This window comes from uncultured Methanobrevibacter sp., assembly GCF_902784195.1.
In the GTDB taxonomy this organism is placed as follows: domain Archaea; phylum Methanobacteriota; class Methanobacteria; order Methanobacteriales; family Methanobacteriaceae; genus Methanobrevibacter.
Genome location: NZ_CACZTX010000009.1, coordinates 192,863 through 219,384, shown reverse-complemented (window position 1 = coordinate 219,384; position 26,522 = coordinate 192,863). Strand labels below are relative to the sequence as shown.

At 30.5% G+C, this 26,522-nt stretch carries 24 protein-coding genes and 1 tRNA gene; 17 read left to right on the top strand and 8 right to left on the bottom strand.

Annotated features, from left to right (window positions below):
• The first annotated feature begins 18 nt into the window (after positions 1-18).
• The 10 genes from QZU90_RS08040 (at position 19) to QZU90_RS07995 (ending at position 9,207) form a co-directional block, all read left to right on the top strand.
• A complete protein-coding gene (locus QZU90_RS08040) occupies positions 19-564 on the top strand; it encodes a zinc ribbon domain-containing protein (protein WP_296856565.1) in 546 nt (181 codons plus the stop codon).
• 18 nt (positions 565-582) lie between these two features.
• Complete coding sequence (locus tag QZU90_RS08035; RefSeq protein ID WP_296856563.1) at positions 583-1,542, top strand: zinc ribbon domain-containing protein; 960 nt, start codon at positions 583-585, stop codon at positions 1,540-1,542.
• A gap of 252 nt (positions 1,543-1,794) precedes the next feature.
• Positions 1,795-2,094: a 50S ribosomal protein L30e gene (locus tag QZU90_RS08030; RefSeq protein WP_296856561.1), complete on the top strand. Its 300-nt coding sequence runs from the start codon at positions 1,795-1,797 to the stop codon at positions 2,092-2,094.
• A gap of 5 nt (positions 2,095-2,099) precedes the next feature.
• Entirely contained in the window at positions 2,100-2,531 is a 432-nt protein-coding gene (locus QZU90_RS08025) for a NusA-like transcription termination signal-binding factor (protein WP_296856559.1), read from the top strand.
• Between the two features lie 788 nt (positions 2,532-3,319).
• Positions 3,320-3,745 carry a 30S ribosomal protein S12 gene (locus QZU90_RS08020; RefSeq protein WP_067147408.1) on the top strand — a complete coding sequence of 142 codons (426 nt, stop codon included), beginning with the start codon at positions 3,320-3,322 and terminating at the stop codon, positions 3,743-3,745.
• 14 nt (positions 3,746-3,759) lie between these two features.
• A complete protein-coding gene (locus QZU90_RS08015; RefSeq protein ID WP_295605545.1) occupies positions 3,760-4,320 on the top strand; it encodes a 30S ribosomal protein S7 in 561 nt (186 codons plus the stop codon).
• A gap of 209 nt (positions 4,321-4,529) precedes the next feature.
• Positions 4,530-6,725 carry an elongation factor EF-2 gene (locus tag QZU90_RS08010; protein ID WP_296856557.1) on the top strand — a complete coding sequence of 732 codons (2,196 nt, stop codon included), beginning with the start codon at positions 4,530-4,532 and terminating at the stop codon, positions 6,723-6,725.
• Between the two features lie 508 nt (positions 6,726-7,233).
• Positions 7,234-8,475, top strand: coding sequence for a translation elongation factor EF-1 subunit alpha (tuf, locus tag QZU90_RS08005; RefSeq protein WP_296856555.1), 1,242 nt, complete (start codon positions 7,234-7,236; stop codon positions 8,473-8,475).
• 224 nt (positions 8,476-8,699) lie between these two features.
• Complete coding sequence (rpsJ, locus tag QZU90_RS08000; RefSeq protein ID WP_292776411.1) at positions 8,700-9,005, top strand: 30S ribosomal protein S10; 306 nt, start codon at positions 8,700-8,702, stop codon at positions 9,003-9,005.
• 118 nt (positions 9,006-9,123) lie between these two features.
• Positions 9,124-9,207, top strand: a tRNA-Ser gene (locus QZU90_RS07995).
• A 734-nt stretch (positions 9,208-9,941) separates the two neighbouring features.
• Here the strand turns inward: QZU90_RS07995 and QZU90_RS07990 are convergent.
• Both QZU90_RS07990 and QZU90_RS07985 read right to left on the bottom strand, forming a co-directional pair.
• Positions 9,942-12,620, bottom strand: coding sequence for a cation-translocating P-type ATPase (locus QZU90_RS07990; RefSeq protein WP_295605638.1), 2,679 nt, complete (start codon positions 12,618-12,620; stop codon positions 9,942-9,944).
• Positions 12,621-12,835: 215 nt separating this feature from the next.
• Positions 12,836-13,246: a UPF0146 family protein gene (locus tag QZU90_RS07985; RefSeq protein ID WP_296856553.1), complete on the bottom strand. Its 411-nt coding sequence runs from the start codon at positions 13,244-13,246 to the stop codon at positions 12,836-12,838.
• Between the two features lie 362 nt (positions 13,247-13,608).
• Here QZU90_RS07985 and rimI point away from each other — a divergent pair, with 362 nt between their 5' ends.
• Positions 13,609-14,055 carry a ribosomal protein S18-alanine N-acetyltransferase gene (gene rimI, locus QZU90_RS07980; protein WP_295605552.1) on the top strand — a complete coding sequence of 149 codons (447 nt, stop codon included), beginning with the start codon at positions 13,609-13,611 and terminating at the stop codon, positions 14,053-14,055.
• 133 nt (positions 14,056-14,188) lie between these two features.
• On the opposite strand, the gene QZU90_RS07975 is transcribed toward rimI, so the two are convergent.
• The 4 genes from QZU90_RS07975 to QZU90_RS07960 all read right to left on the bottom strand — a co-directional run bounded on the left by QZU90_RS07975 (position 14,189) and on the right by QZU90_RS07960 (position 17,236).
• Positions 14,189-15,115: a hypothetical protein gene (locus QZU90_RS07975; RefSeq protein WP_296856551.1), complete on the bottom strand. Its 927-nt coding sequence runs from the start codon at positions 15,113-15,115 to the stop codon at positions 14,189-14,191.
• Positions 15,116-15,174: 59 nt separating this feature from the next.
• Complete coding sequence (locus QZU90_RS07970; protein ID WP_296856549.1) at positions 15,175-16,482, bottom strand: adhesin; 1,308 nt, start codon at positions 16,480-16,482, stop codon at positions 15,175-15,177.
• A 95-nt stretch (positions 16,483-16,577) separates the two neighbouring features.
• The gene (locus tag QZU90_RS07965) at positions 16,578-16,925 is read right to left on the bottom strand and encodes a hypothetical protein (RefSeq protein ID WP_295605558.1); all 348 of its coding nucleotides are present in this window, start codon (positions 16,923-16,925) and stop codon (positions 16,578-16,580) included.
• 80 nt (positions 16,926-17,005) lie between these two features.
• A complete protein-coding gene (locus QZU90_RS07960) occupies positions 17,006-17,236 on the bottom strand; it encodes a zinc ribbon domain-containing protein (protein WP_295605560.1) in 231 nt (76 codons plus the stop codon).
• Between the two features lie 230 nt (positions 17,237-17,466).
• On the opposite strand from QZU90_RS07960, the gene QZU90_RS07955 reads away from it, so the two are divergent.
• The 6 genes from QZU90_RS07955 to QZU90_RS07930 all read left to right on the top strand — a co-directional run bounded on the left by QZU90_RS07955 (position 17,467) and on the right by QZU90_RS07930 (position 23,955).
• Entirely contained in the window at positions 17,467-17,703 is a 237-nt protein-coding gene (locus QZU90_RS07955; protein WP_295605562.1) for a hypothetical protein, read from the top strand.
• A 40-nt stretch (positions 17,704-17,743) separates the two neighbouring features.
• Positions 17,744-18,148, top strand: a complete 405-nt coding sequence (locus QZU90_RS07950) for a hypothetical protein (protein ID WP_296856546.1) — start codon at positions 17,744-17,746, stop codon at positions 18,146-18,148.
• A gap of 48 nt (positions 18,149-18,196) precedes the next feature.
• Positions 18,197-18,802, top strand: coding sequence for a hypothetical protein (locus QZU90_RS07945; protein WP_295605566.1), 606 nt, complete (start codon positions 18,197-18,199; stop codon positions 18,800-18,802).
• 441 nt (positions 18,803-19,243) lie between these two features.
• A complete protein-coding gene (carA, locus tag QZU90_RS07940; protein WP_295605568.1) occupies positions 19,244-20,323 on the top strand; it encodes a glutamine-hydrolyzing carbamoyl-phosphate synthase small subunit in 1,080 nt (359 codons plus the stop codon).
• A 108-nt stretch (positions 20,324-20,431) separates the two neighbouring features.
• A complete protein-coding gene (gene carB, locus QZU90_RS07935) occupies positions 20,432-23,608 on the top strand; it encodes a carbamoyl-phosphate synthase large subunit (RefSeq protein WP_295605570.1) in 3,177 nt (1,058 codons plus the stop codon).
• A 68-nt stretch (positions 23,609-23,676) separates the two neighbouring features.
• Complete coding sequence (locus tag QZU90_RS07930) at positions 23,677-23,955, top strand: hypothetical protein (RefSeq protein ID WP_295605572.1); 279 nt, start codon at positions 23,677-23,679, stop codon at positions 23,953-23,955.
• A 422-nt stretch (positions 23,956-24,377) separates the two neighbouring features.
• On the opposite strand, the gene QZU90_RS07925 is transcribed toward QZU90_RS07930, so the two are convergent.
• Both QZU90_RS07925 and QZU90_RS07920 read right to left on the bottom strand, forming a co-directional pair.
• Positions 24,378-24,809: an acetolactate synthase gene (locus QZU90_RS07925; protein WP_295605574.1), complete on the bottom strand. Its 432-nt coding sequence runs from the start codon at positions 24,807-24,809 to the stop codon at positions 24,378-24,380.
• A gap of 49 nt (positions 24,810-24,858) precedes the next feature.
• Entirely contained in the window at positions 24,859-26,160 is a 1,302-nt protein-coding gene (locus QZU90_RS07920) for a phenylacetate--CoA ligase family protein (RefSeq protein WP_296856543.1), read from the bottom strand.
• Positions 26,161-26,522 lie beyond the last annotated feature (362 nt).

The following is a 26,522-nucleotide window of genomic DNA, read 5'->3' as shown; positions in this document are numbered from 1 at the left end:
TATTTTATGAGGAGTTTTATGGTAACTTTTAAAAATGATAAAATAAGTTTTGATTATCCAGAGGGCTATGTTGAAAACACAACAGATGAACATAGAGAACTTGATATAATTGCTTCTTTTGAAAAGAGAACACTTTTAGGTTTGATTAGTGTCTTTGCAGTTTTTAATGAAATTTTTATCACTGATAGAATTCCTAACTCCAAATTTGAAGAAGTTATTAAAGAAGATGGGGATTCTATTTTAGATATTCATCGTTATAGTTTTGAAGAAAAAGAAAGAATTATAATAAAAACTAAAGATGATGCATCTGGAAATATTCGTTATCGTTGTAATATTCCAGAATTGGGTTTTTCAGTTTTATTTATAGTTTTTAATGGGAAAGAAAAATTGTTCATTGAAGATGATATTTATACTATTCTAAATTCTATAAAAAGTTTTAAATCACGGGGAATGGGACTTAAATCTAAAGATTCTTTAGACTCTAAGTTTTGTAGTAAGTGTGGATCTAGAATAGATTCTGGAGCGAAATTTTGTCAAACTTGTGGAAATCCAATTAAAAATTAATATTCTAATGGTGGTATTATGGTTAAAACTTGTTTTCATTGTGGAGAAGAATCTCCAGATATTGCAAAATTTTGTATAAATTGTGGAAATGAATTTGATCTTAGTTTCGGTGGCTTTGACAAGTATCTGGGTCAAGAAACTATAGATAAACTTGATTCTGCTTCATTAAGTTATGATGAGTATGAAAATGTTATTAATGATATCATAGCTAGTGCTAAAATTAATTATGCTAAGTTAATAAGTGATTCTGAGTATGATGAAATGGATTTATTCCCTCTTAAAAGGATTATGTATATTGCTTTAAGTTTTACACCAATTTTATCTAAAATCGAGGGTGAGGGGGATAGTAGTTATGGATTTAACTTAATTAAAGTTGATGAGAGACTAAACTCTTCACAAAAGATTTTGAATATTTTAAAGGAATTAACTCACCATTTACTTGCCGAAATTTTAGAAAATATTATGGCTTATGTTTTAGGTGTTGAAAAAGATGATGGATTAGAAGCAGTTGTTGCAGCTTCTTTGAAATTTAAGAATGCTTTTTTAATGGATGAATATTGTTCTTGTATTGTCCAAGAAAAATTTATTCCATCAGGATATCAAAATTTTGATGATATTTATGAAATTTTAGATTCATTTAAAGAAAATCAAGAAAAGGAAAATGCTTTATTTGAACTAAGTTTTGGTAAATCAATTGCTCAAGATATTATTAAAATATTAAATGAATTCATTGATGATGATTTAAAAGAAAAGATTAAAATCCAATTTAATGTTGATAGAATTGAATCAAACACTGCCCGTGGTGATTTAGAAGATATTTCTGCTATGGAGGATATTCAAAAAGTTAAACATATTACTTTTGTTTCCTTGGCTATTCCTATTAAAATATTTTTTGAGAATAAAGGAGAATACAGTGATATTATATCTCAATACACTGATAAATTTAAAGTAATTAATGAAATCAATAAACAGAATTAACTTTAAGAATTTTTTGATTAATTAGATATTCATTTTAATAATATTTATATATCATAAATGCTATATTATATAGTGTTAGTTTAATTTTTAATTGTTATTCAATTTTTTATTTAATTTAATTATTAATTAGATTAATATGGTTATTTCAAATTTTTAAATTCTAATTTTTATTTAATTTTATTATTTAACAAAATTAATAGCACTTTAAATTACTCTATACTATTACTTTTTAAATTAAAATTTAGGAGGCAGATGATGGATATAGAAAGAGGAATAAGAGTTGCAGTAGACACAGGAGATGTCACTCTCGGCTCAGAAAAATCTATTCAATCTTTAAAATTAGGTAAAGGTAGACTTGCAGTTGTTGCAGCTAACAGTCCTAAAGAAATTTTAGAAGATGTAGAATATTATGCAAATCTCTCTGAAATTCCTTTCATTGTATATGAAGGAACTAGTGTAGACTTAGGTTCCGTTTGCGGTAAACCTTTCACTGTAGCTACTTTAATCATAAACGATCCAGGAGATTCTACTATCTTAGAAAAAATGGGGTAGATTTTGTGTCTATTAAATTTAATGCAAATGAAATCCGTTTTATAGCTCTCTTTGAGAGCATGACTGGTGCAATGGTAAAAGATTGCATACTTGATGATGAAAATTCCAAAGTTACCTTTGTTGTTAAAAACGGTGATATGGGTTTAGCTATTGGTAAAGGCGGAAGCACTGTAACCAAAGTTAAAAAAGCAGTTGGTAGAGGAGTTGAAATCATTGAGCACAATGAAGATCCTGCTCAATTCATTAAGAATGTTTTATCCCCTGCTGAGTTGAAATCCATAAAAATCGTTGAGAAAAACAACGATGAAAAAATAGCTATTGTCAATACAGATTCTTCTAATAAAAGAATAGCTATTGGTAAAAATGGTATTAACATTGAAAGAGCAAAATTATTAGCAAAAAGACAACATGAAATAAATAATATTATTTTAAAATAATATTTAAAAAGAATATTTAAAAATTATTTTAAAAATAATTTTTTAAATTAGTTTTTTTTAAAATAATTCTTTTCTAATATTTTTATTTTGCATTATTGTTTATGGTTAATTTCACATAATCTAAAAAATAATTTTAGATTATGTTTACTTTTTTATTTTTTTATTTTATTTTTTCATTTTTCAAATCTTCAAATTATTTTTAATTTTTAGTAATTTCATCACCATCACACATCAAAAAACCAAACATTTATTAATAAAGTTATTATAATATATTATTATAATAGGTAACATTATGTTAAATTAACATTTGTGTGTAAAAAATTTTATCTTAATTTTTAATGTTGATTAATATAATTTATTAGCTATAATTTCTTTATTTCTAAAACTAATAGCTATGTGTGCGTTTTTGCTATAGTTTTCTTGTATTTATTATAGTTTTACCTATATTATTTTCACATCATTGGATTTCAAATTGAATTTCAATGATTCAAACATTAATTAAATTATCAAAGAATTCGTTTAATTAATGTATTTAATTAGATTCTATACTTATATTCTATTTTGTATAGGAGTTTTGATTGCTATTATATGGTTATTTTATCGTATAATTTTAGTGTTTTGGACATCAATTGAGCTTAATCACCTTAATTTAGAGTCCTAATGGAATGTTTAGTAAATATAATAGTAAATCGCAGCGGTGGACTTCTATCTGAATGGAATTAATTATTTTAATCTTGTAATTTATTCAAAAAGACATTTGTCGTAAAAACTTAAGAGGAAGAATAAATATGCCAGGACTTTTTGCTGCTAAAAAGCTTAAAAAGAATAGACAAAATTTTAAATGGAAAGACGTAGATTACAAAAGAAGAGCATTACGTTTAGATGTAAAAGCAGACCCTCTCGAAGGGGCACCTCAAGCTAGAGGAATCGTTATTGAAAAAGTAGGAATTGAAGCAAAGCAACCTAACTCTGCTATTCGTAAATGTGTTCGTGTTCAATTAATCAAAAACGGTAAACAATTAACTGCATTTGCACCAGGTGACGGAGCAATCGGTTTTATCGATGAGCACGATGAAGTTATGATTGAAGGTATCGGTGGACCATCTGGAAGATCCATGGGTGACATTCCAGGAGTTCGTTGGAAAGTAAGTAAAGTTAACAATGTTGCTTTATCCGAAATGGTAAGCGGAAAAATTGATAAACCAGTAAGATAATTGAGGTAATTTTCATGGCTAAATTATTTGATAAATGGGACCTTGACGAAGTAGAGGTACAAGATTTAGGTTTAAAAAGATACATCTGCTTAGATGAAACTATCGTTCCTCATACTTTAGGTAGACACGTAAAAAGACAATTTGCAAAATCCAAAGTTTCTATTGTAGAAAGATTAATGAACAAAATCATGAGAACCCAAAGAAACTCTGGTAAAAAGAACAAAGCTTACAATATTGTAAAAGAAGCTTTAGAAATTATTCACAAAAGAACTAAAAAGAACCCTGTTCAAGTTTTAGTTACTGCTGTAGAAAACACTTCTCCACGTGAAGAAACTACCCGTATTAAATACGGTGGTATTGGATACCAAGTAGCTGTAGACATTTCTCCACAAAGAAGAGTAGACCTTTCTTTAGGATTCTTAACTAGAGGAACTTTACAATCTGCATTCAAAAACAGAAAATCTGTAGCTGAATGTTTAGCAAACGAATTAATCTTTGCATCTGAAGAAGATACTAGAAGTTTCGCTTTACAGAAAAAAGAAGAAAAAGAAAGAGTTGCAAAAGCAGCACACTAATTTTAGTGTTTTTAATAATTATAGAATTAATCAGAATTTTATTTTTAATTTCTTTTTTGAATTTTTAATTAAATTTTTAAAAAAGCATTCTAATCTGAATTCTGTTTAATTTTTATATTCTTTAATTTTTTAATTTTTTTTATTTAAAAGACATAATATTGACTTAAATATAGACTTAAATAATAAACTAATGTTTATAGGTGATGATTTTGAGTAGACGAGACAAAATGATTGCAAAAATCAAAGAATTGATGTATCAACCTGCAAATATCAGAAACATTGGTATCTGTGCACACATTGACCACGGTAAAACTACTTTATCCGACAATCTCTTAGCAGGTGCAGGAATGATTTCTGAAGAACTTGCTGGAGACCAAAGATTCTTAGATTTTGACGAACAAGAACAAGCTCGTGGTATTACCATTGACGCTGCAAACGTATCTATGGTACACGAATATCATGATGATGAATATTTAATTAACTTAATTGACACTCCTGGTCACGTTGACTTCGGTGGAGACGTAACTCGTGCAATGAGAGCTGTAGACGGTGCAGTAGTAGTTGTATGTGCAGTAGAAGGTATCATGCCTCAAACTGAAACTGTACTTAGACAAGCTTTAAGAGAAAAAGTTAAACCTGTATTATTCATTAACAAAGTTGACAGATTAATCAACGAAGTAAAATTAGGACCAGAAGAATTAGCAAACAAATTCATTGGAATCATCAATGAAGCTAACAAATTAATCACTAAAATGGCTCCTAAAGATAAAAAAGATGAATGGCTTGTAAAAGTGGATGATGGTAGTGTAGCATTCGGTTCAGCATACCACAATTGGGCTATTAACATCCCAATGATGCAAGAAACCGGAATCAACTTTAAAGACATCATTGATTACTGTAATGATGAAAACCAAAAAGAATTAGCTAAAAAAGTACCTTTAGCTGAAGTATTATTAGGTATGGTAGTAGAACACTTACCTTCTCCTGAAGTTTCCCAACAATACAGATGTCCTAACATTTGGGATGGAGACATTGAAAGTGAAGCTGGTCAAACCATGATTCACACCAGCCCTGACGGACCTTTAGCTGTAATGGTTACTAATGTATCTGTAGATAAGCACGCTGGTGAAGTAGCTACCGGTAGAGTATACGGTGGTACTGTAGAACAAGGTACTGAAGTGTTCTTGGTAGGAGGTCAAGCTAGATCCAGAGTACAACAAGTAGGTGTTTTCTTCGGTCCTGAAAGAGTTCCTACTGAAAAGGTTCCTGCTGGTAACATTGTTTACATTACTGGTGCAAAAGGAGCTACCGCAGGTGAAACCATCTGTTCTCCTGAAAACAAGATTGTAGAGTTTGAAGGAATTGAACACATCTCTGAACCTGTAGTTACTGTAGCTGTAGAAGCTAAAAACACTAAAGACTTACCAAAACTTATTGAAGTATTAAGACAAACTGCAAAAGAAGACCCTACCATTCACGTTAACATTAACGAAGAAACTGGTGAACACTTAGTTTCCGGTATGGGAGAACTTCACTTAGAAGTTATCGGTGTAAGAATCAACAACAAAGGGGTAGATATCAACACTTCCGAACCCATTGTTGTATACAGAGAAACCGTTGCAGGAAAAACTGCTAACCCTGTAGAAGGTAAATCTCCTAACAAGCATAACAGATTATACCTTGAAGTTGCACCTTTAGAAGATTCAATCTTCCAAGCATTGCAAAATGGTGACATCAAAGAAGGTAAAATCAAAGATAAGGAAGAAGCTCAAAAATTCATTGAACATGGTCTTGACAAAGAAGAAGCTAGAAGAGTATGGGATGTTTACAACAAATCCTTATTCATCAACATGACTCGTGGTATTCAATACTTAGATGAGATCAAAGAGCTTGTTATTGAAGGTTTCGAATCTGCACTCGAAGAAGGTCCAGTTGCAAACGAAATTGCAATGGGTATGAAATTCACTCTTGTAGATGCAAAACTTCACGAAGACGCAGTTCACAGAGGACCAGCTCAAATTTTACCTGCTATCCGTAACGCTATTAAAGGTGGTATGATGATGGCAGACCCTACCTTACTTGAACCTGTTCAAAAAGTTTTCATTAACACCCCAACTGATTACATGGGATCCTGTACTAAAGAAATCTTAAACAGAAGAGGTCAAATCATCGACATGCCAACTGAAGGTGACATGGTAAACGTTGAAGCTAAAGTACCTGTAGCTGAAATGTTCGGTTTCGCTGGTGAAATCAGATCTGCAACTCAAGGTAGATGTTTATGGTCTACTGAAAACTCCGGTTTCGAAAGATTACCAAGAGAATTGCAAAGTCAAATTATTAGACAAATCAGAGAAAGAAAAGGATTATCCCCAGAACCATTTGGTCCTGACCACTACTTAGGATAAGTTCTAAGTTAGACAAGTTCTAAATTAGACAAGTTCTAAATTAGATAATCTCTAAGTTAAATTAAGATAATCTTTATCTTAATTTTTCTGATCTGTTTTTATTAAATTAGGAATTTTTCCTAATTTTAATTTTTTATTTTAATTAATTATTTTTTTAATTAAATCTCATTAAGTTTTATACTTAATATACTGTTTTTTTAATTTTTTCAATTATTAAAAAAATAGTATTATAATCATATAGTTTATATATTATAAAAAATATAATAATATACATATAGTTGAGTATTCTTATATTACATGTGATTTATTTTATATTGCATGTAATTGTTACCATGTAATTTTTACATGTAAGTTATAGAATAAATCCGTTGATATATCTTTGATAACATTTATTGATTATTATTTCATAAGTATTTCAAAAATATTCAACAATATAAATAACTTAACAAATAATTTTACTTAATTATATACTTAACTTATATACAATTTATAAAAAGAGGTTTTTATAATGGCAAAAGCAAAAGAACATTTAAATTTAGCATTTATTGGACACGTTGACCACGGTAAATCCACTTTAGTAGGACACTTATTATTAAAAGCTGGTGCAATCGCTGAACAACAATTAGATGAAGGTGAAGACAAATTCAGATTTGTTATGGACAAATTAGGTGAAGAAAGAGAAAGAGGAGTAACCATTGACTTAGCTCACCAAAAATTCTCCACCAACAAATACGACTACACTGTAGTAGACTGTCCTGGACACAGAGACTTCGTTAAAAACATGATTACTGGTGCATCCCAAGCTGACGCAGCTGTATTAGTAGTAGCTGCTAACGACGGTGTAATGCCACAAACCAAAGAACACATGTTCTTATCCATGACTTTAGGTATTAAACAATTAATCATTGCTGTAAACAAAATGGATATGGTAGATTACAGTGAAGACAGATTCAACGAAGTAAAAGATGAAGTATCTGACTTACTCAGATCCATCGGTAGAGACCCAGCAACCACTCCTTTCATCCCTATGTCTGCATTTGAAGGAGACAACATCAAAGAGCTCTCCGGTAACATGTCCTGGTACAAAGGTAGTCCATTAATGGATGAATTAGACAAATTAGTACCACCTGAAAAACCTGTAGACTTACCATTAAGAATTCCTATTCAAGACGTATACTCCATCACTGGTGTAGGTACTGTACCTGTAGGAAGAGTAGAAACTGGTATCATGAAACAAGGAGACAACGTTATCTTTGAACCTGCTGGAGTATCTGGTGAAGTAAAATCTATCGAAATGCACCACGAAACTTTCCCTGAAGCTGAACCTGGTGACAACATCGGATTCAACGTAAGAGGTGTAGGTAAAAACGATATCAGAAGAGGAGACGTAGCTGGACACACTACTGACGCTCCTACTGTAGCTAAAGAATTTACTGCACAAGTTGTAGTATTACAACACCCTGGTGTAATCACCGTAGGATACACCCCTGTATTCCACTGTCACACCTCACAAACTGCATGTACTTTCTTAGACTTAACTTCTAAACTCGACCCTGCTACCGGTCAACCTGAAGCAACCAAACCTGACTTCATTAAAACTGGTGACGCAGCTATTGTACAAATTAAACCAACCAAACCTATGGTTATGGAAGAAGCTGCAAACATCCCTCCAATGGGAAGATTCGCTATCAGAGATATGGGTCAAACCGTAGCAGCTGGTTTATGTCTTAAAGTAACTGACAAAAAATAAGATCAATGATTAATTTTTAATTAAATTATCATTTTTTATTTTTTTTAGTTTTAATTTTGAAAATTTATTAGAGAAAGTTTTTAATTTTCCTAATAAATCAAATCTTTATTTTTAGGTTTTAAATAATACTTATTTTAAATCTATAGTATGTTTTAATCTAGTAATCTAGTTTAATCATATTTTAGGTTTAAACTAGATTATTAACCTGTTTAAGGAGGATTAAAATGAATCAAGCTAGAATTAAACTTACAGGTACTGATCCTGAAAAAATTAATTATGTCTGTGACCAGTTAAAGAAAATTTCTGAAAGAACTGGTGTAGATATTTCTGGCCCTATTCCATTACCTACTAAAAAATTAGTTGTACCAACTAGAAAATCTCCAGATGGAGAAGGAAAAGCTACTTGGGAAAAATGGGAACTTCGTATCCACAAACGTTTAATTGGAATTGGCGCTGATGAAAGAGCTATGAGACAAATTATGAAAGTAAGCGTTCCTGATAACGTAAGTATTGAAATTGAACTTAAATAATTAAGTTAATTGTTCTGAATTTATTTTCAGAATTAATTTTCATACTTTTATTTTAAATTTTTACTAAATTTCTATTAGATTATTCTTAATAAATCTATATTTATTTTACATATCATATGCCGAGATAGTCTAGCCTGGTAAGGCGCGGGACTTGAAATCCCGTGGTGTAATAGCCGCCTGGGTTCAAATCCCAGTCTCGGCGTTTTTTTATAACTTTTTTTATTATTCTTAAATTTTCTAATATTTTTAAATTTTTTTCATTTTGTTATGATCATTAATTTTTTATTCTTTAATTTTTCTAATTTTTTTCTAATTTTATTTTCAAATTTTTAAAAATTTCCATTAAAAATTCAATTTTTCAATTAAATTTTTTGATTAAAAAATTCATCATAGTTTAATTAATGATAACTTTCATTAAAATAATACTTTTTATAAAACTTTTAATTTAATTGTGTATAGTTTTAATTTAATTAAAATATTGTTATAATAATAATTTTTGAAAAATAGTAATCTATATGCAGTTAGTAAAATTTAATAATTTATTAAAAAATAGGATATTGATGATGATTTTTTGAAAATTTTTTGATGAAGAAAAAAAGTATTTATGGTGGTAAATATTTGGATGATTTAATATTAATTTTAAAAATTAATAGAAAATCTATCTTAAGCTTTTTTTGCTATGACAGTCATTAATGCAACAACAATAATGAAACCTACGATCATAACAATTGACATTGATGAAAGTCCGTTAATAATATCTGCTATTAAATTCATAATATTCCTCCTAAAAAAATCAATAATTTATTTAATAATTATAATTTTATTTAATAATATTTTTGTTAATATACTATTTATAATTTTTTTAAATTTTTTACATCTAGTTCTTGTAGCTTAGTTCTTGTAGCTTAGTTAATGTTGCATGCTTCATGTACCAGTTTAAATGTTTCCATCTACAATCCTATTAGCAATCTTATCTGTTAATAAAATTATTGCTGAAACAATGATGATTAATACCCAATCAAATAATCCAATTGCACAGGTCTTGAAGATTGTTTGCAGGAATGGCACATAAATAACAAGAACCTGCAATATGAATGATCCAATAAGGGATAACCAAAGCATTGTGTTTCTAGTTTTTGAACTGGACCTATAATTCAATGCATTAAACAATTGATACAATACAAATACTGTAAATGCAATGGTAATTGCTTTGGTCTTAACATCTCCCACTCCATTATTCAATTCATAAATGAATAGTCCTAATGTGCCTATTGCCATGACTATTCCGGAAATGGTAATTTTGATTATTGTTTTCCTGTTAATCAATTCTCCTTTTTCAGGGGGTCTTCTCATTATGTCCTTTTCTGGTCCTTCCAAACCTAATGATTGTGCTGGAGGGCCATCCATTATTATATTGATCCATAAAAGCTGAATCGGAGTGAATGGAGTTGGTATTGGCAATAATGATCCTATAGTGATGGTTAATATTGCCCCAATATTAGTGGATAATTGGAATTTTAAGAATCTTTTGATGTTGTCAAATATTGTCCTCCCTTCTTTTATTGAAGAGACTATTGTAGCAAAGTTATCATCTTGTATAATCATGTCTGCAGATTCTTTTGTAACATCTGTTCCACTTCCCATAGCTACTCCAATGGAAGCTTTCTTAAGCGCTGGTGCATCATTTACACCATCACCAGTCATTGATACGATTTCGCCATGGTTTTGCAGAACTTCAATTATTCTTCTTTTCTGTTCAGGATATACTCTTGCATAAACTCTGATGTCCTTCGCAATCTCATCGTATTCCTCATCACTTAAATCTTCCAATTCCTGTCCAGTTAAGATTGAATTATTATAATTTTCTTCATGGATATAGTAGTCTCTAGGGAGAATGCCCAATTCCATAGCTATTGCAGTTGCAGTGTCCTTGTGGTCTCCAGTAATCATCACTACATTGATTCCTGCCTTTTGGCAATCTGTTATTGCATCAATAGCTTCTGGCCTTGGCGGATCCATGATTCCAAGAAGGCCTGCGAATATCAAATCTTTTTCAAAAGATTCTCCATGATGCTTATTTTTGGAATATGTTCTATGTATTTCAGAATCGCCTTTTTCAATTTCCTTATTGTCTAAATCTGAAATCTTTTCATATTCCCCCTTATCTATTTTATTATAGGCAAGCGCTATGACTCTTAATGACCTTTTTGTCATTCTGTCAATTTCCCGCATTATTTCATTTTTTGTGCCAATGTCAAAATCATTTATATGTCCATTGAAATCGATTTTTTCAGATAGATCTAAAATTAATTCAGGAGCCCCTTTTGTTAAAACGTAATAATCTTTATTATTCTCATCATCTATTTCACTGTAAATGAAGGTCATTCTTTTTCTATTGCTGTCAAAAGGTATTTCAAATTCTTTTTCAAAATTCCTATTTGCTTTAATCTTTTCAAAATCGTTATCAAGTGCAAAGTAGTATGATGCCAAATCGGTAGGGTTTCCAATCAATTCACCATCTTCGTATCTCACTCCATTGCATAAACCTGCAATTAATACTCCATTCTCTTGACTGGTTAAGAAAGGTTGCCTTACACTCATCTTATTTTTGGTCAATGTTCCTGTTTTGTCTGTACAGATGTACGTGCATGATCCTAATGTCTCTACAGATGATAATTTTTTAACGATTGCATTGGATTTTGCCATTTTTTGCATTCCTAATGCTAAAGTCAAAGTTAAAACTGCAGGAAGTCCCTCTGGAATAGCTGCAACAGCTAGGGAAACTGCAGTCATGAAGCTTTCAAGAAGATCCATAGCTTGGAAAAAGTCTATAAAGAATACAAAAATACAAACGATAATGGATAGTATTCCAATCTTTTTACCTAATTTGCCCACTTTAATTGTTAAAGGAGTTTCCTCTTCCTCTCCTTGAATCATGGTAGCTATTCTGCCGATGGTTGTTTCCATTCCAGTAGCTATTACAACACCTGTTCCTTTTCCAAAGAGTACATTTGAATTCATGGATACTATTTTACTTTGCACCGCTTCCTCTTTGGAATGTTTTTGGATATTCTTGATTTTATTTGAGAAATCTGAAATGCTTTCATAATTTGTGTCTTTTTTAACAAAATCTGACTCTCCGGTTAAAGAGGATTCATCCACTCTCAAATCATATGATTCAATTAAGATTAAATCTGCAGGAACTTTGTCTCCCTCTTCAAGAAGTACAATGTCTCCAGGTACAAGATTTTCACTTGGAATTCTATTAAGGGTATTGTCTCTTTTAACATGTGCATCAGTGTGTACTAAGCTCTTAAGCTTTTCCATAGCATTTTCAGCACGATATTCTTGAATGAAACCTATTATTGAGTTGATTATCACTACTACAAGTATTACAATTGCATCTAAATGATTTCCAATCATGTAACTTGCTATAGCTGCAATGATAAGCATGAATATTAAAACATCTAAAAATTGAGATAAAAATAATTTCAAAGGACTGTTCTTCTTTTGTTCTTTCAGTTTATTCAGCCCATATTCTTCTAATCGAGCGTTTGCTTCAGAAAGGCTAAGCCCTTCTTTTTGAGTGGAATACTGTTTTAATATTTCTTCTATCAATATGAATCCCCAGTTCCTAATTTCTAAAAATAGTATTTGGTGAAATTAATTATATTTTCACCATTTAAATTCTTATCATTTACATTTAAATTCTTATCATTTACATTTATATTTATATATAAATAATAAGGTGTAAATGTATATCTTTAATTTTTTTTATTTAAATATTTAAGGTTTTAATTTTTAAGGTTTTGATTTGTGAAATCCTTTTTTTATCTTTCATATATGTAAAATGAGGCACGATTATAATTTTTTAACTTCATTTTTTTGGTTTTCATATTCAAATCCTCATTGAATAATGGTTTTATTATTAGTGTAGCATTAACATTATCCCTTATTTTCATAATCGCTTCCTGCAATTCCGCTGGAGGTCTGATTGAAAACAATATGTCTGCATCTTTATAGATGCTCATATTTGGATTGAAGACATCGTCCCTAATAATGTTTTCATTTGCAGGATCAATATCTGTCATTACAATATCAATATTCTCATTTTCACTTAAATTTTTAGAAATTGTTTGAAATTTGCCTGCTCCAATTTCAACTATTTTTGTCTTTTTGCCTGTTTTTTCGCTATTCTCAATAGCTAATTTTAGTATATATTCCTCTAAATCATTCCACATTTTTATTCCTTTTTAAGTTTTTGTTTCTTGATATCATTTGTGTTTCTATAATCATATATTATTTTTTAACAATTTAAATGTTCTATTTTAGCCCAATTTAGTCTTACTTTGTCTTAGTTTAGCCTTAGTTTAGTCTTACTTTAGTCTTAGTTTAGTCTTAGTTTAGTCTTAGTTTAGTCTTAGTTTAGTCCTAATTCCGCCTAGTTTAGTTCTAGTTTAGTTCTATTTTATCTTACTTTTTATGATATTAATTTAATTTTTAGAAATCTTTTTAATAGAGTAAATCAAATAATATTAATATAAATTTTCAATTAGAAAATAATGATTAAAGAATATATCTATTGATTTTTCAAGTGTTTAATATGTTTATTCGTGAATTTGTCCCTTCTGATTTGGCTAGGGTATATCAAATTGAAGTAGAGTCCTTTTCCACACCTTATGAATTGGCCATTCTTCAGCAATTATATGAAATCGGTGCAGGTTTTCTTGTAGCTGTTGAAGATGGTGAAATTGTAGGATATATTATTTTTTGGGTAAAAGAAGAAGGATTAGGCCATATAATTGCTCTTGCAGTTGATAGCAAATTCCGCAGACAGCATATAGCAACTCGATTGCTTATGATGGCAATAAGCATATTCAAGAATATTGATATTCATAGGATAACCTTGGAAGTGAAATCTCATAATGAAGCGGCAGTTAGTTTCTATCAAAAATTCGGTTTTGAAATTGATAGGAAAGTACCTAATTATTATGAGGATGGATCAGATGCTTATGTAATGTTATTCAGCACCAATAAAATCAGCAATTAATCAAATAATTAAAATATATAAAAATAATTAAAATTAATAAAAAGGATTAAAATTAATAAAAAAAGTATTAAAATTTATAAAAATAATTAAAATTAATAAAAAGAATTAAAGAAATGAAATAAAATTAATAATTTTAATTATTTTTAGTCAAATCTAGTTTATAGCTAAGGTTGTTCTCTTTTTTCAATTCACTTAAGTCTTTATTGATTCTTATATACTCTTTTTCAACTTCCAATAAAGATGTAACTAATCCTTCCCTATAGTTATTCACTTTTTTGGTATCCAATAGGAACTTCTGTTGAGTATATGGTTTAGAGTTGACTATATTTGAAATCTCTTTATCTTCCAGTTCAATATTGATTTCAAGTTGGTCCCTTAACTTTTCAAAGTCTTCCACAGTTATAGGTTCATTTTCAATTTCGTGCCTATTTATCAGATTTTCTGCGGATCTCAATTCCTCCAAATTCCTATCCTCATATGCCTCTTTAGAGGCGAAAAATAGATTTTCTTCATAATCTGTTGGTTCAAGCAATAAATCAGGATGAATCTTTCTTATGCAATCCTTGTAAATGGTGTGCAATTCCTTGAAGTCCTGTTTTTTACTTAAATTATTCTTATGCTCTTCAATAAGGATATTCACTTTTGCAGTTTCTGTTTCCAATTCAAGAACTTCTTCACTAAACTCATTTTCAATATGGCTTTCAATTTCACTCATATTGATTTTTGGCTTATTTATTTTGGTTTTGTTGATTTTGATTTGATTTTCCTCTAATTCCTCAGGTTCCTTATTGAATTGATTAGAAGATTGTTGATCAATCATTTTTTTAATGAGTTCAATAGTTCTTTTTGTTTTTTTGATTTTAAGCTTATAATCTTTAATCTTGTATTTATAAACTCCAAATTTCAAGGAATAATCTGTTTCAATTTCTCTGCAAGTGAAATTTATTAAATTATCTTCTTCAAAGAGTTTGCTAGCTAGAATCTCTCTTAAATAGCTTATTTCATCTTTTAAACTATCAATATATTCTTCATCTTTTGCATTGTTTTGAGGTTCTGTCATTTTTGAACTCCTTGTATAATAATTTTCATATAATATTTTTTTTTCATTTGTTCTTTGATTTATCTTCGCCTTCTTTCTTGCCTATGTAATCTTTTTGGCTGATTGGACGGATAATCGTAATCTGAATAATATCTTGAATCTATATTTCTATGGAATTGTCTAGGATTTCTGCCATATCTTTCTCTTTGCATTCTTTTCCTATATTTCCTTTCTTTTCTTCTTCTGATTCTTCTTTTTATTCTTTTTATTATAGTTCTCACTATCAATAGGATTACAATTATTATAATGATTATTATTCCTATTGGCAAGATTTCAAATAGGAAATCGCTGTAGTATTTATGGAATTCCATTTCTGATGGGAAATTCATAGTGCTTGCGCTTGTGTCATCTTCTGTAAGAAGTGCAAAATTGTAAACCAAGTCATAATATCCAATAGTTGCTCCTTCATAGTTAATTGAATCCGGTGCTTTGCCATGTTCATTCATATAGTCTACAACTATATCTGCCATATTGTAATAATCGTTAAATGAGTATTCTCCTTTAGTAAAGCTTGAATATTTCTGAGGGTTATCAGGAGCTCCAAACTCTCCAGGAACTTCTAATCCGTATCCATCTATATATGAGGCACTCATATACAATAATTGAGGGGTAGTGTAGGAACCATAGGATTCCTGCATATCGCTTCCATGACCATCAACGATTTTTTTAGAATCTTCTGCCAAGTATTTAGGGTCTAACTTGTGATAAACTATTAAATCTGTATCCAATTGCTTGTTTTCACTTGTTCCAGCATAAACTGCATTGATGATTTCATTTGCAATGTATTCGTTTACATTATCGCTGTCATATGCGATAATTCCTTTATAGCAATCGTCAGGATACTCCTGAGCAGGTTGAATCAAGCTTATTCCAGCGTCATTCAAGAATTTTCCAGGGCTTTTAACTGATGCAAATGTGTAATGTGACCAATTGTCATCATAGGACCTTCTAAGGAAATTTATTGTATTCAAATCAAGGGTACCTGCATTTACATAGATGATCTTTTTGCTGACTTTAGTGGAATAGTCTGCAAGGTCAACTAAATTTCCTGCACAAGCGCCAGCTATTGTAACGGCCACATCACATCTGGCTGCCATTACCCTTGTCCCTTCTCCGGGATTTGAAGCTGAATCATCAACCACTACAACAATGTCCCCATTGGTTTTTGATTCAATTCTTTCCTTGATATCATTCAATCTTGCAAAATCCGCATCATGCTCATGCAAATTGTCTGAAGTTAAGAATAATGTAGTTGCATCTGCACTTTCAGCAATTATTGGGCATAAAATGATTAATGATAAAAGCAATAATGGAATAATCTTTTTCATAGTCTTATCTCTTAATAATACAAGTAAATATAATATTTTAATAAATATTCAAATATAACCTTTTGAATATAAACTTTTTAATATAAAATTTTTAATTAGATTTCTTCTTCATCTTCTTCAAGAACCCATTTGATGGTGTCTAATCTAATGTCATTTGTCCAAATCATAGCATGAATTTGGTTTTTCATTTCTGCATTTCCTGCAATGGATGCTTCTTCATATTTTTCATTTAGTTCCTCTGCCCTTTGTTCAAATTTTTCAAGCAAGTCACGAACTTGGCTTTCAGAGCTAACTAAAGTGCTTGTTAACATGATTGATTGCAATTCGGATCCTGCAAGGATTACCTTAAGTTCATTTGTTAGATTATCTTCTTCAGCTCTTAACCCTGCAATCTTATCATTTAATACTTCAATTTTTTCTCCAATTTCCTCTTTTGTTTTCATTTTGTAATCTCCAATAATCATCAGTTTTAATTAATTTTTGTATAATTTTAATTTTTTTTTTACTGAGCAATAAATAAAAACTATTTTTCCATATCCCAATTCACTGGTTTTTTCTTTCGCCTTCCCCATTTGGTTGATTTCCACATTCCAGTATTTCTATTGGTCATGCCTTCCCTTAAGTCAATTCGCTCTTCAGGTAAGTCCTTAGGGTTGATTTCCTTCTTTTCACTTAAATTAGCTCCGCATTGGCTGCAAAACTTAGCGTTGATATCATAAAGTTTTGCCCCACACTTTGGACAAAATTGGTTCATTGTTTCACCTTCAGCTTTAAATTGTCATAAACTAAATATAATTTAATTATTATTTTAATTATTTTTATAGATATCTATAATTATAATTAAGAACAATTATTTATAAAAAGATTTATAAATTTTTAATTAGTGAAATTAAAAAAAGATTTTAAATTTTTAATTAGTGAAAATAGAACAATGTATTGGTATAGTATATAAAGATATTTTTATGAAATGCATAATGTGATAATATGGCTGATGGCATTATTGATATTGAAGATTATGAAGTAAAGGATACTCAGATTATAGAAACAGATAATGGTGATTACCAAGGTGATTTTAATCAAAAGGAATACGATAATGGATATGATAATCAAGGAAGCGTTAATGGGTTTTATAAATCCATTTCATTAAATAACACTTCTTTATTGATTATTCTAATGGTTATTGTTTTATTGGTGGCTATTTTTATAATGACTTTTGATTAATTAAAAAGTTTGATTTACTTTCATGATCTATTTGATTTGAATGTTTAATTTAGATAATTTATTAAAAAGATTTTCATTTGAGAAAAATAATGAAAGATTTAGAATATATAATCTCATTATTTTGATCGTAGGGTTGTCCCTTTACTTATTGAACAATCATTTCTTGCATGAAATCAATTGGTTTTTCATGTTTTATTTCAATGATTTTTTAGCTATTGTTGTGTTATTAAGCTTTTTAAATCTAATTTACCCTTATAAGTTGACTAATGTATGGCTAATAATTATCGTGACTATCTTAGCTTCATTTGTATGGGAATATGTGGCATTGTACATTAAAGCAGGAGCAATATTTGACATTATTGATGTTATCTGCTATTTTGGGTCAATGGTGATTTACATAATTTTATTGTACTTTTTAGAGGGGAAAATTAATACTTCAATTTAATATTTCATTTTAATGATTAATTTAATAGTTTTTATTCTTTGTGATATTATGGAAAAAAATAATTCTAATTACTCTCCAGATTCTAGATATCTTCTTAATTTTTCTTTTTCACAAAAGAGATTAAGCTCTAAAGATGATGGGCAAACTTTGAACTTTCAAGCTTTTTCCAAATCCTGCATGAGTTCAAACATCATCTCTGAAACCTCACTTGAAGAGAATCATATCTTATTGAAAAAGAAATCATTGCTTCAACGTAAATCCATGGGTTCCCTTAAGATTTTTTATAGCGAAATCATTGACTTGAAACTTAATAAGTCTGATTTGTCTTCATTATATTCTTCTATAGTAATTGTTTATTCAAAAAATGGCTATACCAAGCATTTAATCTCTTTAAGCAGTTCTGATGGATTTGCAGTCAGATGGTTCTATGATGAATTGGTTGTAAGACATTCCATGATCAAATCTAATCTAAACAAATCAGATTTCATCAAATCAAATGAAAAGGATTATTTGGATGGAAATGATAATGATTCTAGGGGGTCTGAAAAATTTGACAATTTCATGAATCAAATGAATGCTGAAATTTCCCAAAAACGTAAAAAAGAGATTTCAAAGCAAATGAAATTTGATAGATGTTCTACTGAGGAACGCTGATTTCTACTCAAGATTTAACTCAAATTTACTCAAAGTTTAATTTTAAGTTTAACTCAAAAGTTTTGTTTTTTATTTTTTATTTTTTTATTGATTCTTGTTCAATCTTTATTAAAAATCAGTTATTTTTTATTAACAATTAAACTATTCTTAAACTATTTTTTTAAAATTTATTTTTTCAATAGATAACTTAAAATATTTTGTATAATAGATATTATATTATAATGTAATATTTAGTTGAAATTTGATTAAATTCTATGAATTTTTCATAAGATTTTTTTATAAAAATCGGATTTATAGAATAGTTTAAATTAAATAAATTACATAAATAATTAAGGTAAATTAATTTAGCAAAAAGTATCATTTTTTATGGAAAATACTTTAGATTGCTATTTAATTTGATGATTATTTTAGATTAAATACAATGAATAAAATGGTGAAAATATGGGAAATGAAGCAAAATTAGCTTTAGAAGATGGAACTGTTCTAAAAGGTGAAGCCTTTGGTTATGAAACAGTAACTGTAGGTGAGCTTGCTTTCTCAACCGGTATGTCTGGTTATACCGAAGCGCTTACTGACCCGTCTTTCAAAGGACAAATATTAATGTCCACTTATCCTTTGGAAGGTAACTATGGAGTCAGTGAGGAATGGTATCAATCCGATAAGGTACAGGTTGAAGGTTTTGTAGTAAGAGAAGCTTGTAAAAAATTATCCAATTTCGGTACTAAAAAGACTTTAGATGACTTTTTAAAAGAGTTTAAAGTACCTGGAATTGAAGATATCGACACAAGAGACTTAACTTTGAAGATTCGTGAAAAAGGTTCTCTTAAAGCGGCATTAGCGACTGAAGAAATTGATGATGATGAACTTGTGGCTCGTGCTCAAGAGCATAAAAGCATTATTGATTTAGACTTGGTTCCTTTAGTGTCAACTCCTGAAGTAAAGACTTTCGGAGACTTTGATAAAACTGTAGCTATTCTTGATTGTGGTGTTAAAAAGAATATCATTAATTGTTTCTTGGAAAATGATATTGGTGTTGCTTTATTCCCTTACGATACTGATTATCAAACCATTTTGGATTATGGTGTAAATGGACTTATGGTATCTCCAGGTCCTGGAAACCCAGAAAGATTGACTGACACAATTGCAAATGTGGGTAAATTAATTAACAAGTTCCCAGTGTTTGGTATTTGTATGGGTCAGCATGTAATTGCAAAGACATTTGGTGCTACCACTTATAAAATGAAATTTGGTCACAGGGGAGCAAACCAACCAGTAAAGGACTTGCAAACTGGAAAAGTGTTCATCACTTCTCAAAATCATGGATTTGCTGTAGATCCGGATTCATTAAAGGGCACTGATTTGGAATTGACCCAAATTAACTTGAACGATGGTACTCCTGAAGGATTCTTGCATAAGGAATTGCCTTTAAGAACTATCCAATACCATCCAGAATCTGGTCCTGGTCCAAATGATACAAGAGTCTTGTTTGAAGAGTTTGGAAAAATGATTAAGGAGTACTAGGATTTGAATTTCATTGTATTTAATTGATTATATTTAATTGATTATTAAATTATTAAAATTTTAAAAATTATAAAATTATTACTTTAATGTGGATTGAGAGAGGATAATATGCCTGTTGATGAGGATATTAAAAAAGTGCTTATAATTGGTTCTGGGCCTATTCAGATTGGTCAGGCTGCTGAGTTTGACTACTCTGGTTCTCAAGCTTGTAAATCACTTAGAGAAGAGGGATTGGAAACTGTTCTTGTAAACAGTAATCCTGCTACCATTCAAACTGATATGGATATGGCAGATACTATTTATACTGAACCGTTAACCGCAGAACTTGTTGCTCAGATTATTGAAAAAGAGAATATTGATGCTATTTTGCCTACTATGGGTGGACAAACCGGTTTAAACATTGCAACTGAACTTGGAAAATTAGGACTATTGGAAGGCATTAAGGTCATTGGTTCTGATGTTCAAACCATTGCAGATGTGGAAGACAGAGACCTGTTTGCGAACTTTATGGATAGGTTAGATGAACCTATTCCTAAATGTCATGCAGTTGAATCTGTTGAAGAGGCTTTAGAGGCTGTTGAGGAAATCGGTTATCCTGTAATTGTACGTCCTGCATTCACCTTGGGTGGTACTGGTGGTGGAGTGGCTCATAATAAGGAAGAGCTTATCGAAGTTACAACTCATGGTCTTGACATGAGTTACATTAACCAAGTTTTAATCGATGAATCCGTTCTTGGATGGAAAGAAATCGAATTTGAGGTAATGAGGGATAAGAACGATACCTGTATCATTGTATGTAACATGGAAAATGTGGACCCAATGGGTATACATACCGGAGACAGTATTGTAGTTGCTCCTATTCAAAACCTTAATGATGAAGTATGCCAAAGATTAAGGGACGCTTCCATCAAGATTATTAGAAACTTGGGAATTAATGGTGGATGTAACATCCAATTCGCTTTAAACCCTGAAACCAATGAATATAAGATCATTGAAGTAAACCCTCGTGTAAGTAGAAGTAGTGCACTTGCATCTAAGGCAACAGGTTACCCAATTGCAAAGATCTCTTCAAAAGTTGCACTTGGACTCACTTTAGATGAAATCAGAAATGACATTACCAAGGAAACTCCTGCTTCCTTTGAACCATCCATCGATTATATCGTAGTGAAAATCCCAAGATGGCCATTTGACAAGTTCAAAGGAATTGACAGAAAAATCGGAGTTCAAATGAAAGCGACCGGGGAAGTAATGGCTATTGGTAGAACCTATGAGGAAGCTATTCAAAAGGCTATTCGTTCCTTAGACATTGGATTGCATGGATTTGAATATTTAGAATACACTGAAGATAATTTAGCAAATCCTACTGATGAAAGATTATTCCACATGTACTCCGCTATAAAAGATGGAAGAAGTGTAGAAGAACTTGCAGAACTTTCCAAAATGGATGCATTCTTCTTATACAAAATCGAAAACATAGTAGAGTTTGAAAAGCAAGTAACAAAAGAAGCACTTGAAGATGAAAAATTCTTGCTTAAGGCTAAAAAATTAGGATTCTCTAACTTCACTCTTGCAAAACTCGCAGGAATTAAAGAAGAAGATGTAAAAGCACTTCTTGATAAGTTTGACATCAAGCCATCCTATAAGATGGTAGATACCTGTGCAGCAGAGTTTGAAGCAAAAACTCCATATTATTACAGTAGTTATGACAAAGGTAATGAACTCATTAAAACAGATAACAAGAAAATCTTGATTATTGGTGCAGGTCCAATTAGAATTGGACAAGGTATTGAGTTCGATTACTGTTGTGTACACTCCTCTCTCGCATTAAAAGATCAAGGAATTGAAACTATCCTTGTAAACAACAACCCTGAAACTGTAAGTACTGATTATGACATTTCAGATGAACTGTTCTTCGAACCATTAACCTTTGAAGACATTATGGGAATCATTGAACAAGTTGAACCTGAAGGTGTAATCGTTCAATTCGGTGGTCAAACTTCAATTAACCTATCTGTCCCTCTTGCAAAAGCAGGAGTCAAAATCTTCGGTACTCCATATGAAAGCATTGACAGAGTGGAAGACAGAGAAAGATTCACCGAAGTGCTTAACGATTTGAATATTCGTCAAGCTCCTTATGGATTGGCTAATTCCTTTGATGAAGCAAGAGAAGCAGCTGAAAGAATTGGATTCCCAGTTCTTGTTCGTCCATCATATGTTATCGGTGGAAGAGCAATGGAAATCGTTTACTGTATAGAAGAACTTGAAGAGTATATGAAGGAAGCTGTAAAGGTTTCCCCAGAGCACCCTATTCTTGTAGACAAGTTCTTGGAAGATGCTGTTGAACTTGATGTTGACCTCTTATGTGATGGTGAAGATGTATTCATTGCAGGTATTATGGAACACATCGAGGAAGCAGGTGTTCACTCTGGAGACTCTGCATGTGTAATACCTCCTCAAACAATTCCAGAACATTTGCTTGAAGTCATTAGGGAAAATACAAGAAAATTAGCTTTAGAATTAGATGTTATTGGATTGATGAACATTCAATATGCAGTTAAATTAGATGAAGAGAAAGTTTACATCATTGAAGCTAACCCAAGAGCAAGTAGAACAGTTCCATTTGTAAGTAAAGCTATTGGTGTTCCTCTTGCAAAAGTTGCAACCTCATTGATGATGGGTGCAAAACTCAAAGACCTTAATTTAACCAAAGAGATTAAGATTAATCACGTAGCTGTTAAGGAATCTGTTTTCCCATTCTTGAAATTAACCGAATCCGACAGTATCTTAGGTCCTGAAATGAAATCCACTGGTGAAAGTATTGGTATAGACGAGAACTTCGGTCTTGCTTTCTATAAATCACAGCTTTCAGCAGGTATGGACTTGCCTAAGGAAGGAAATCTTTTGATTAGTGTAAGGGAACAGGACCAAAAGAAGATCCAACCAATAGCTGAAAAAGCTCATGCTTTAGGATTCAATATATTTGCTACAAAAGGTACAGCTAATGCCATATTTGATGTTCCTATTACAAGAATTAAGAAAGTTTCCCAAGGAACCCCTAACATCAAGGAAGCTATTTTAGACGGTAAGATTGATATGATCATAAACACTCCTCATGGTGAACAGGCTTCCAAAGATGGTTATACCATTAGACGTTTAGCTATTGAACTTGGAATTCCTTATGTGACAACTTTAGCAGGAGCAAGAGCAGCATTAAATGCTATTGAAGCTGTTAAAGAGAATGAATTAAAAGTTAAATCATTAAATGATCATATAGCAAATATTTAGATTTTTTAGAAGTTTATTAATGGAGATTTTCTCCATTTTCTTTCTTATTTATTTTATGTGGTGTTAAAATGCCTTTTAAAATTGACAGTGCAATAATGAAATTAGATTCAGAAACCGGTAAATACGATTTAGTGGATCCGGATGGAAAGTTCAATAAAAAAGATGCTTTAATGGTAGTTGAAAGTGATGACTTCATTACTATGCAATTAGTAATCAATGCAATTATCAGAAACGATTTTAAAGCATGGAAAGAAGTTAAATGGGATGATTCTGACAGTCTCAAAGCTATTCTTGTTAAATTAGGATATGGCAGAGAGGAAATCGTTGAATTGCTTAAAGAATTTTAATTTTTTATTAATAGAATATTTTTTTATTTTTCTATTAAACTATTTTTACTTATTTTGTCCTTTTTAGTTATATTTTTTCTTATTTTTATTTTATTTGTTTGTTTTTTTCTTATTTTGTCCTTTTTAGTTATATTTTTTCTTTTATATTTTTTCTTATTTTTATTTTATTTGTTTGTTTTTTTCTTATTTTTATTTTATTTGTTTGTTTTTTTCTTATTTTTATTTTATTTGTTTGTTTTTTTCTTATTTTTATTTTATTAGGCTATTTTTATCTTATTTTCATATTATTAATTTTTTTAAATTAATCAAGAAAAAACAATTAAAGGATAAAGATATGCAAATAAAAAACAAATAATAAAAAAAAATCTGAAAATAGCAAAATTAAAAAAGTAAAGTTTTAAAAAAAGAGAAAATAAGAAGATTTACAATTCGGCTAAATCTTCTTTGGATAATAGGTTGGCATCTGCATCTTTCAATGCTTTTACACCGTCTTCATAGTTTTCGATTTTAACGACAACAATAGCTTCATCTGTTTTAGAGCTTACGAATGCATATAGGTATTCAACATTTATGCTTTCCTTTTCAAGGATTTCAAGCATGGTGTTAAGGCCGTTAGGTTCGTCTTTAACCCCTACAACAATTACATCAGTTTCTTTGACTGTGAATTTTTCTTCTTTTAAAGCTTTGATTGCCACTTCATTGTCTGAAACGATTAATCTTAAAATTCCATATTTGGAACTGTCTGCAATGGAAAGAGCTCTAATGTTCACTCCTGCCTGTGACATTGCATTAACAGCTTTTTTTAATTTTCCTTCTTTGTTTTCAAGAAATACGGAAAGTTGTTTTACACTCATATTATCACTTTCTTAATAATTGATATAAAATATATTTATTAAAGTTCATTTAATCAAAGTTCCTCTCATCAATCACTCTAATAGCTTTTCCTTCACTTCTTGGTAAGGATTCAGGTTCTACTAAAGTTACATCTACACTAATTCCAATTGCACTTTGGATTTTCTTAGCAATTCTTCTTTCAAATTCTTCAATCTTCTTCATTTCATCAGAGAACAATTCTGGAGAAGTTTCCACTTTCACTTCAATTTCATCAAGTGTTTTTGGTCTGGAAACATGAATTTGATAGTTTGCAGTTAATCCTTCGATTTGCAAGATGGCAGCTTCGATTTGAGATGGGTAAACCATTACTCCCTTGATCTTTAACATGTCGTCGCTTCTACCAGTGATTCTGTCCATTCTAACAGTGGTTCTTCCACAAGGACATTTATCTCTTCTAAGTGCAGTGATGTCTTTTGTTCTGAATCTGATAACTGGCATTCCTTCTCTTGTAAGGTTGGTTAAGACCAATTCCCCTTTTTGCCCATCTTCAAGGGTTTCTCCAGTTTCGGAGTCGATGATTTCTGGATAGAAATGATCTTCTTGTATATGTAATCCTGTTTGGTATTCACATTCTGTAGATACTCCCGGTCCCATCAATTCAGTTAATCCGTAAATGTTATGTGCAGTAATTCCAAGTTTTTCCTCTAAGCTATGTCTCATTTCTTCAGTCCACATCTCAGCTCCGAAAATTCCTGCATGCAAACTGATGCTTTCTGCATTGAATCCTTCTTTTTCAAGGGATTCTGCTAAATACATTGCATAGGAAGGAGTGCATGTTAGGATATCGCTTTGGAAGTCTTCCATAATCTTCAATTGTCTTGCAGTGTTTCCTGAAGACATTGGTATAACAGTTGCACCCATTGCCTTTGCACCGTGGTCGATTCCAAAACCTCCTGTAAATAATCCGTATCCGTATGAATTTTGGATTTTTGAGTTTTTGTCTCCTCCAGCCATAGCAATAGCTCTTGCAGTACATTCTCCCCAAATGTCAATGTCCTTTTGTGTGTATCCGGATACAACAGGGGTTCCAGTGGTTCCAGAAGTACTGTGGATTTCTATGATCTCATCATCTGGCACCGCAAATAAGCCGAATGGGTAAGCTTCCCTTAAATCTGCTTTGGTGGTAAATGGTATTTTGCTAATGTCATCAAGAGTTTTCAAGTCCTCCGGATGGAATCCCGCTTCATCAAACTTTTTCTTGTAGAAGGGTACATTTTCATAAACTCTCTTTACTTGTTGTTGGAATAGGGCAAGCTGCATTTCTTCTTTCTCTTCCCTTCCCATACATTCTGCATTTTCATTCCAAATCATATAATTTCTCCAATGATTCAATATGTCTTTTGAGTAATAATTTAGTTAATATTATAAATTTAAAATTTTTTATAAAATAGTTCATAAACTTATAATTTAATAACATTACTTATTTTATTTTTAATCATTAATATAGTTACTATTTTAAAAAGTCTTTTAGAGGTTTTAAATGTATATTTTTTGTTCATTTCTACACATTTTAGTTTTTATTTTTCCATTAGTCATATTTTGGCAATTTATTAACTTAATTAAGTTCAAAAAAGTTTTTAAAGTATTATTTACAGTTTTAAAAAACATTTATATATAATATTCATTAAAAATTAATGTGTAATTATTATTAAATTATTTTTTTAATATTAATC

Coding starts and splice junctions, on each gene's coding strand:
- QZU90_RS08035 (WP_296856563.1), top strand. CDS start 583: ATGGTTAAAACTTGTTTTCATTGTGGAGAAGAATCTCCAGATATTGCA.
- carB (WP_295605570.1), top strand. CDS start 20,432: ATGCCTGTTGATGAGGATATTAAAAAAGTGCTTATAATTGGTTCTGGG.
- QZU90_RS08015 (WP_295605545.1), top strand. CDS start 3,760: ATGGCTAAATTATTTGATAAATGGGACCTTGACGAAGTAGAGGTACAA.
- carA (WP_295605568.1), top strand. CDS start 19,244: ATGGGAAATGAAGCAAAATTAGCTTTAGAAGATGGAACTGTTCTAAAA.
- rpsJ (WP_292776411.1), top strand. CDS start 8,700: ATGAATCAAGCTAGAATTAAACTTACAGGTACTGATCCTGAAAAAATT.
- QZU90_RS08030 (WP_296856561.1), top strand. CDS start 1,795: ATGATGGATATAGAAAGAGGAATAAGAGTTGCAGTAGACACAGGAGAT.
- QZU90_RS07985 (WP_296856553.1), bottom strand. CDS start 13,246: ATGTGGAATGATTTAGAGGAATATATACTAAAATTAGCTATTGAGAAT.
- tuf (WP_296856555.1), top strand. CDS start 7,234: ATGGCAAAAGCAAAAGAACATTTAAATTTAGCATTTATTGGACACGTT.
- QZU90_RS07970 (WP_296856549.1), bottom strand. CDS start 16,482: ATGAAAAAGATTATTCCATTATTGCTTTTATCATTAATCATTTTATGC.
- rimI (WP_295605552.1), top strand. CDS start 13,609: ATGTTTATTCGTGAATTTGTCCCTTCTGATTTGGCTAGGGTATATCAA.
- QZU90_RS07925 (WP_295605574.1), bottom strand. CDS start 24,809: ATGAGTGTAAAACAACTTTCCGTATTTCTTGAAAACAAAGAAGGAAAA.
- QZU90_RS07955 (WP_295605562.1), top strand. CDS start 17,467: ATGGCTGATGGCATTATTGATATTGAAGATTATGAAGTAAAGGATACT.
- QZU90_RS07945 (WP_295605566.1), top strand. CDS start 18,197: ATGGAAAAAAATAATTCTAATTACTCTCCAGATTCTAGATATCTTCTT.
- QZU90_RS08020 (WP_067147408.1), top strand. CDS start 3,320: ATGCCAGGACTTTTTGCTGCTAAAAAGCTTAAAAAGAATAGACAAAAT.
- QZU90_RS07920 (WP_296856543.1), bottom strand. CDS start 26,160: ATGATTTGGAATGAAAATGCAGAATGTATGGGAAGGGAAGAGAAAGAA.
- QZU90_RS07975 (WP_296856551.1), bottom strand. CDS start 15,115: ATGACAGAACCTCAAAACAATGCAAAAGATGAAGAATATATTGATAGT.
- QZU90_RS07965 (WP_295605558.1), bottom strand. CDS start 16,925: ATGAAAACAAAAGAGGAAATTGGAGAAAAAATTGAAGTATTAAATGAT.
- QZU90_RS08040 (WP_296856565.1), top strand. CDS start 19: ATGGTAACTTTTAAAAATGATAAAATAAGTTTTGATTATCCAGAGGGC.
- QZU90_RS07950 (WP_296856546.1), top strand. CDS start 17,744: ATGTTTAATTTAGATAATTTATTAAAAAGATTTTCATTTGAGAAAAAT.
- QZU90_RS07960 (WP_295605560.1), bottom strand. CDS start 17,236: ATGAACCAATTTTGTCCAAAGTGTGGGGCAAAACTTTATGATATCAAC.
- QZU90_RS07930 (WP_295605572.1), top strand. CDS start 23,677: ATGCCTTTTAAAATTGACAGTGCAATAATGAAATTAGATTCAGAAACC.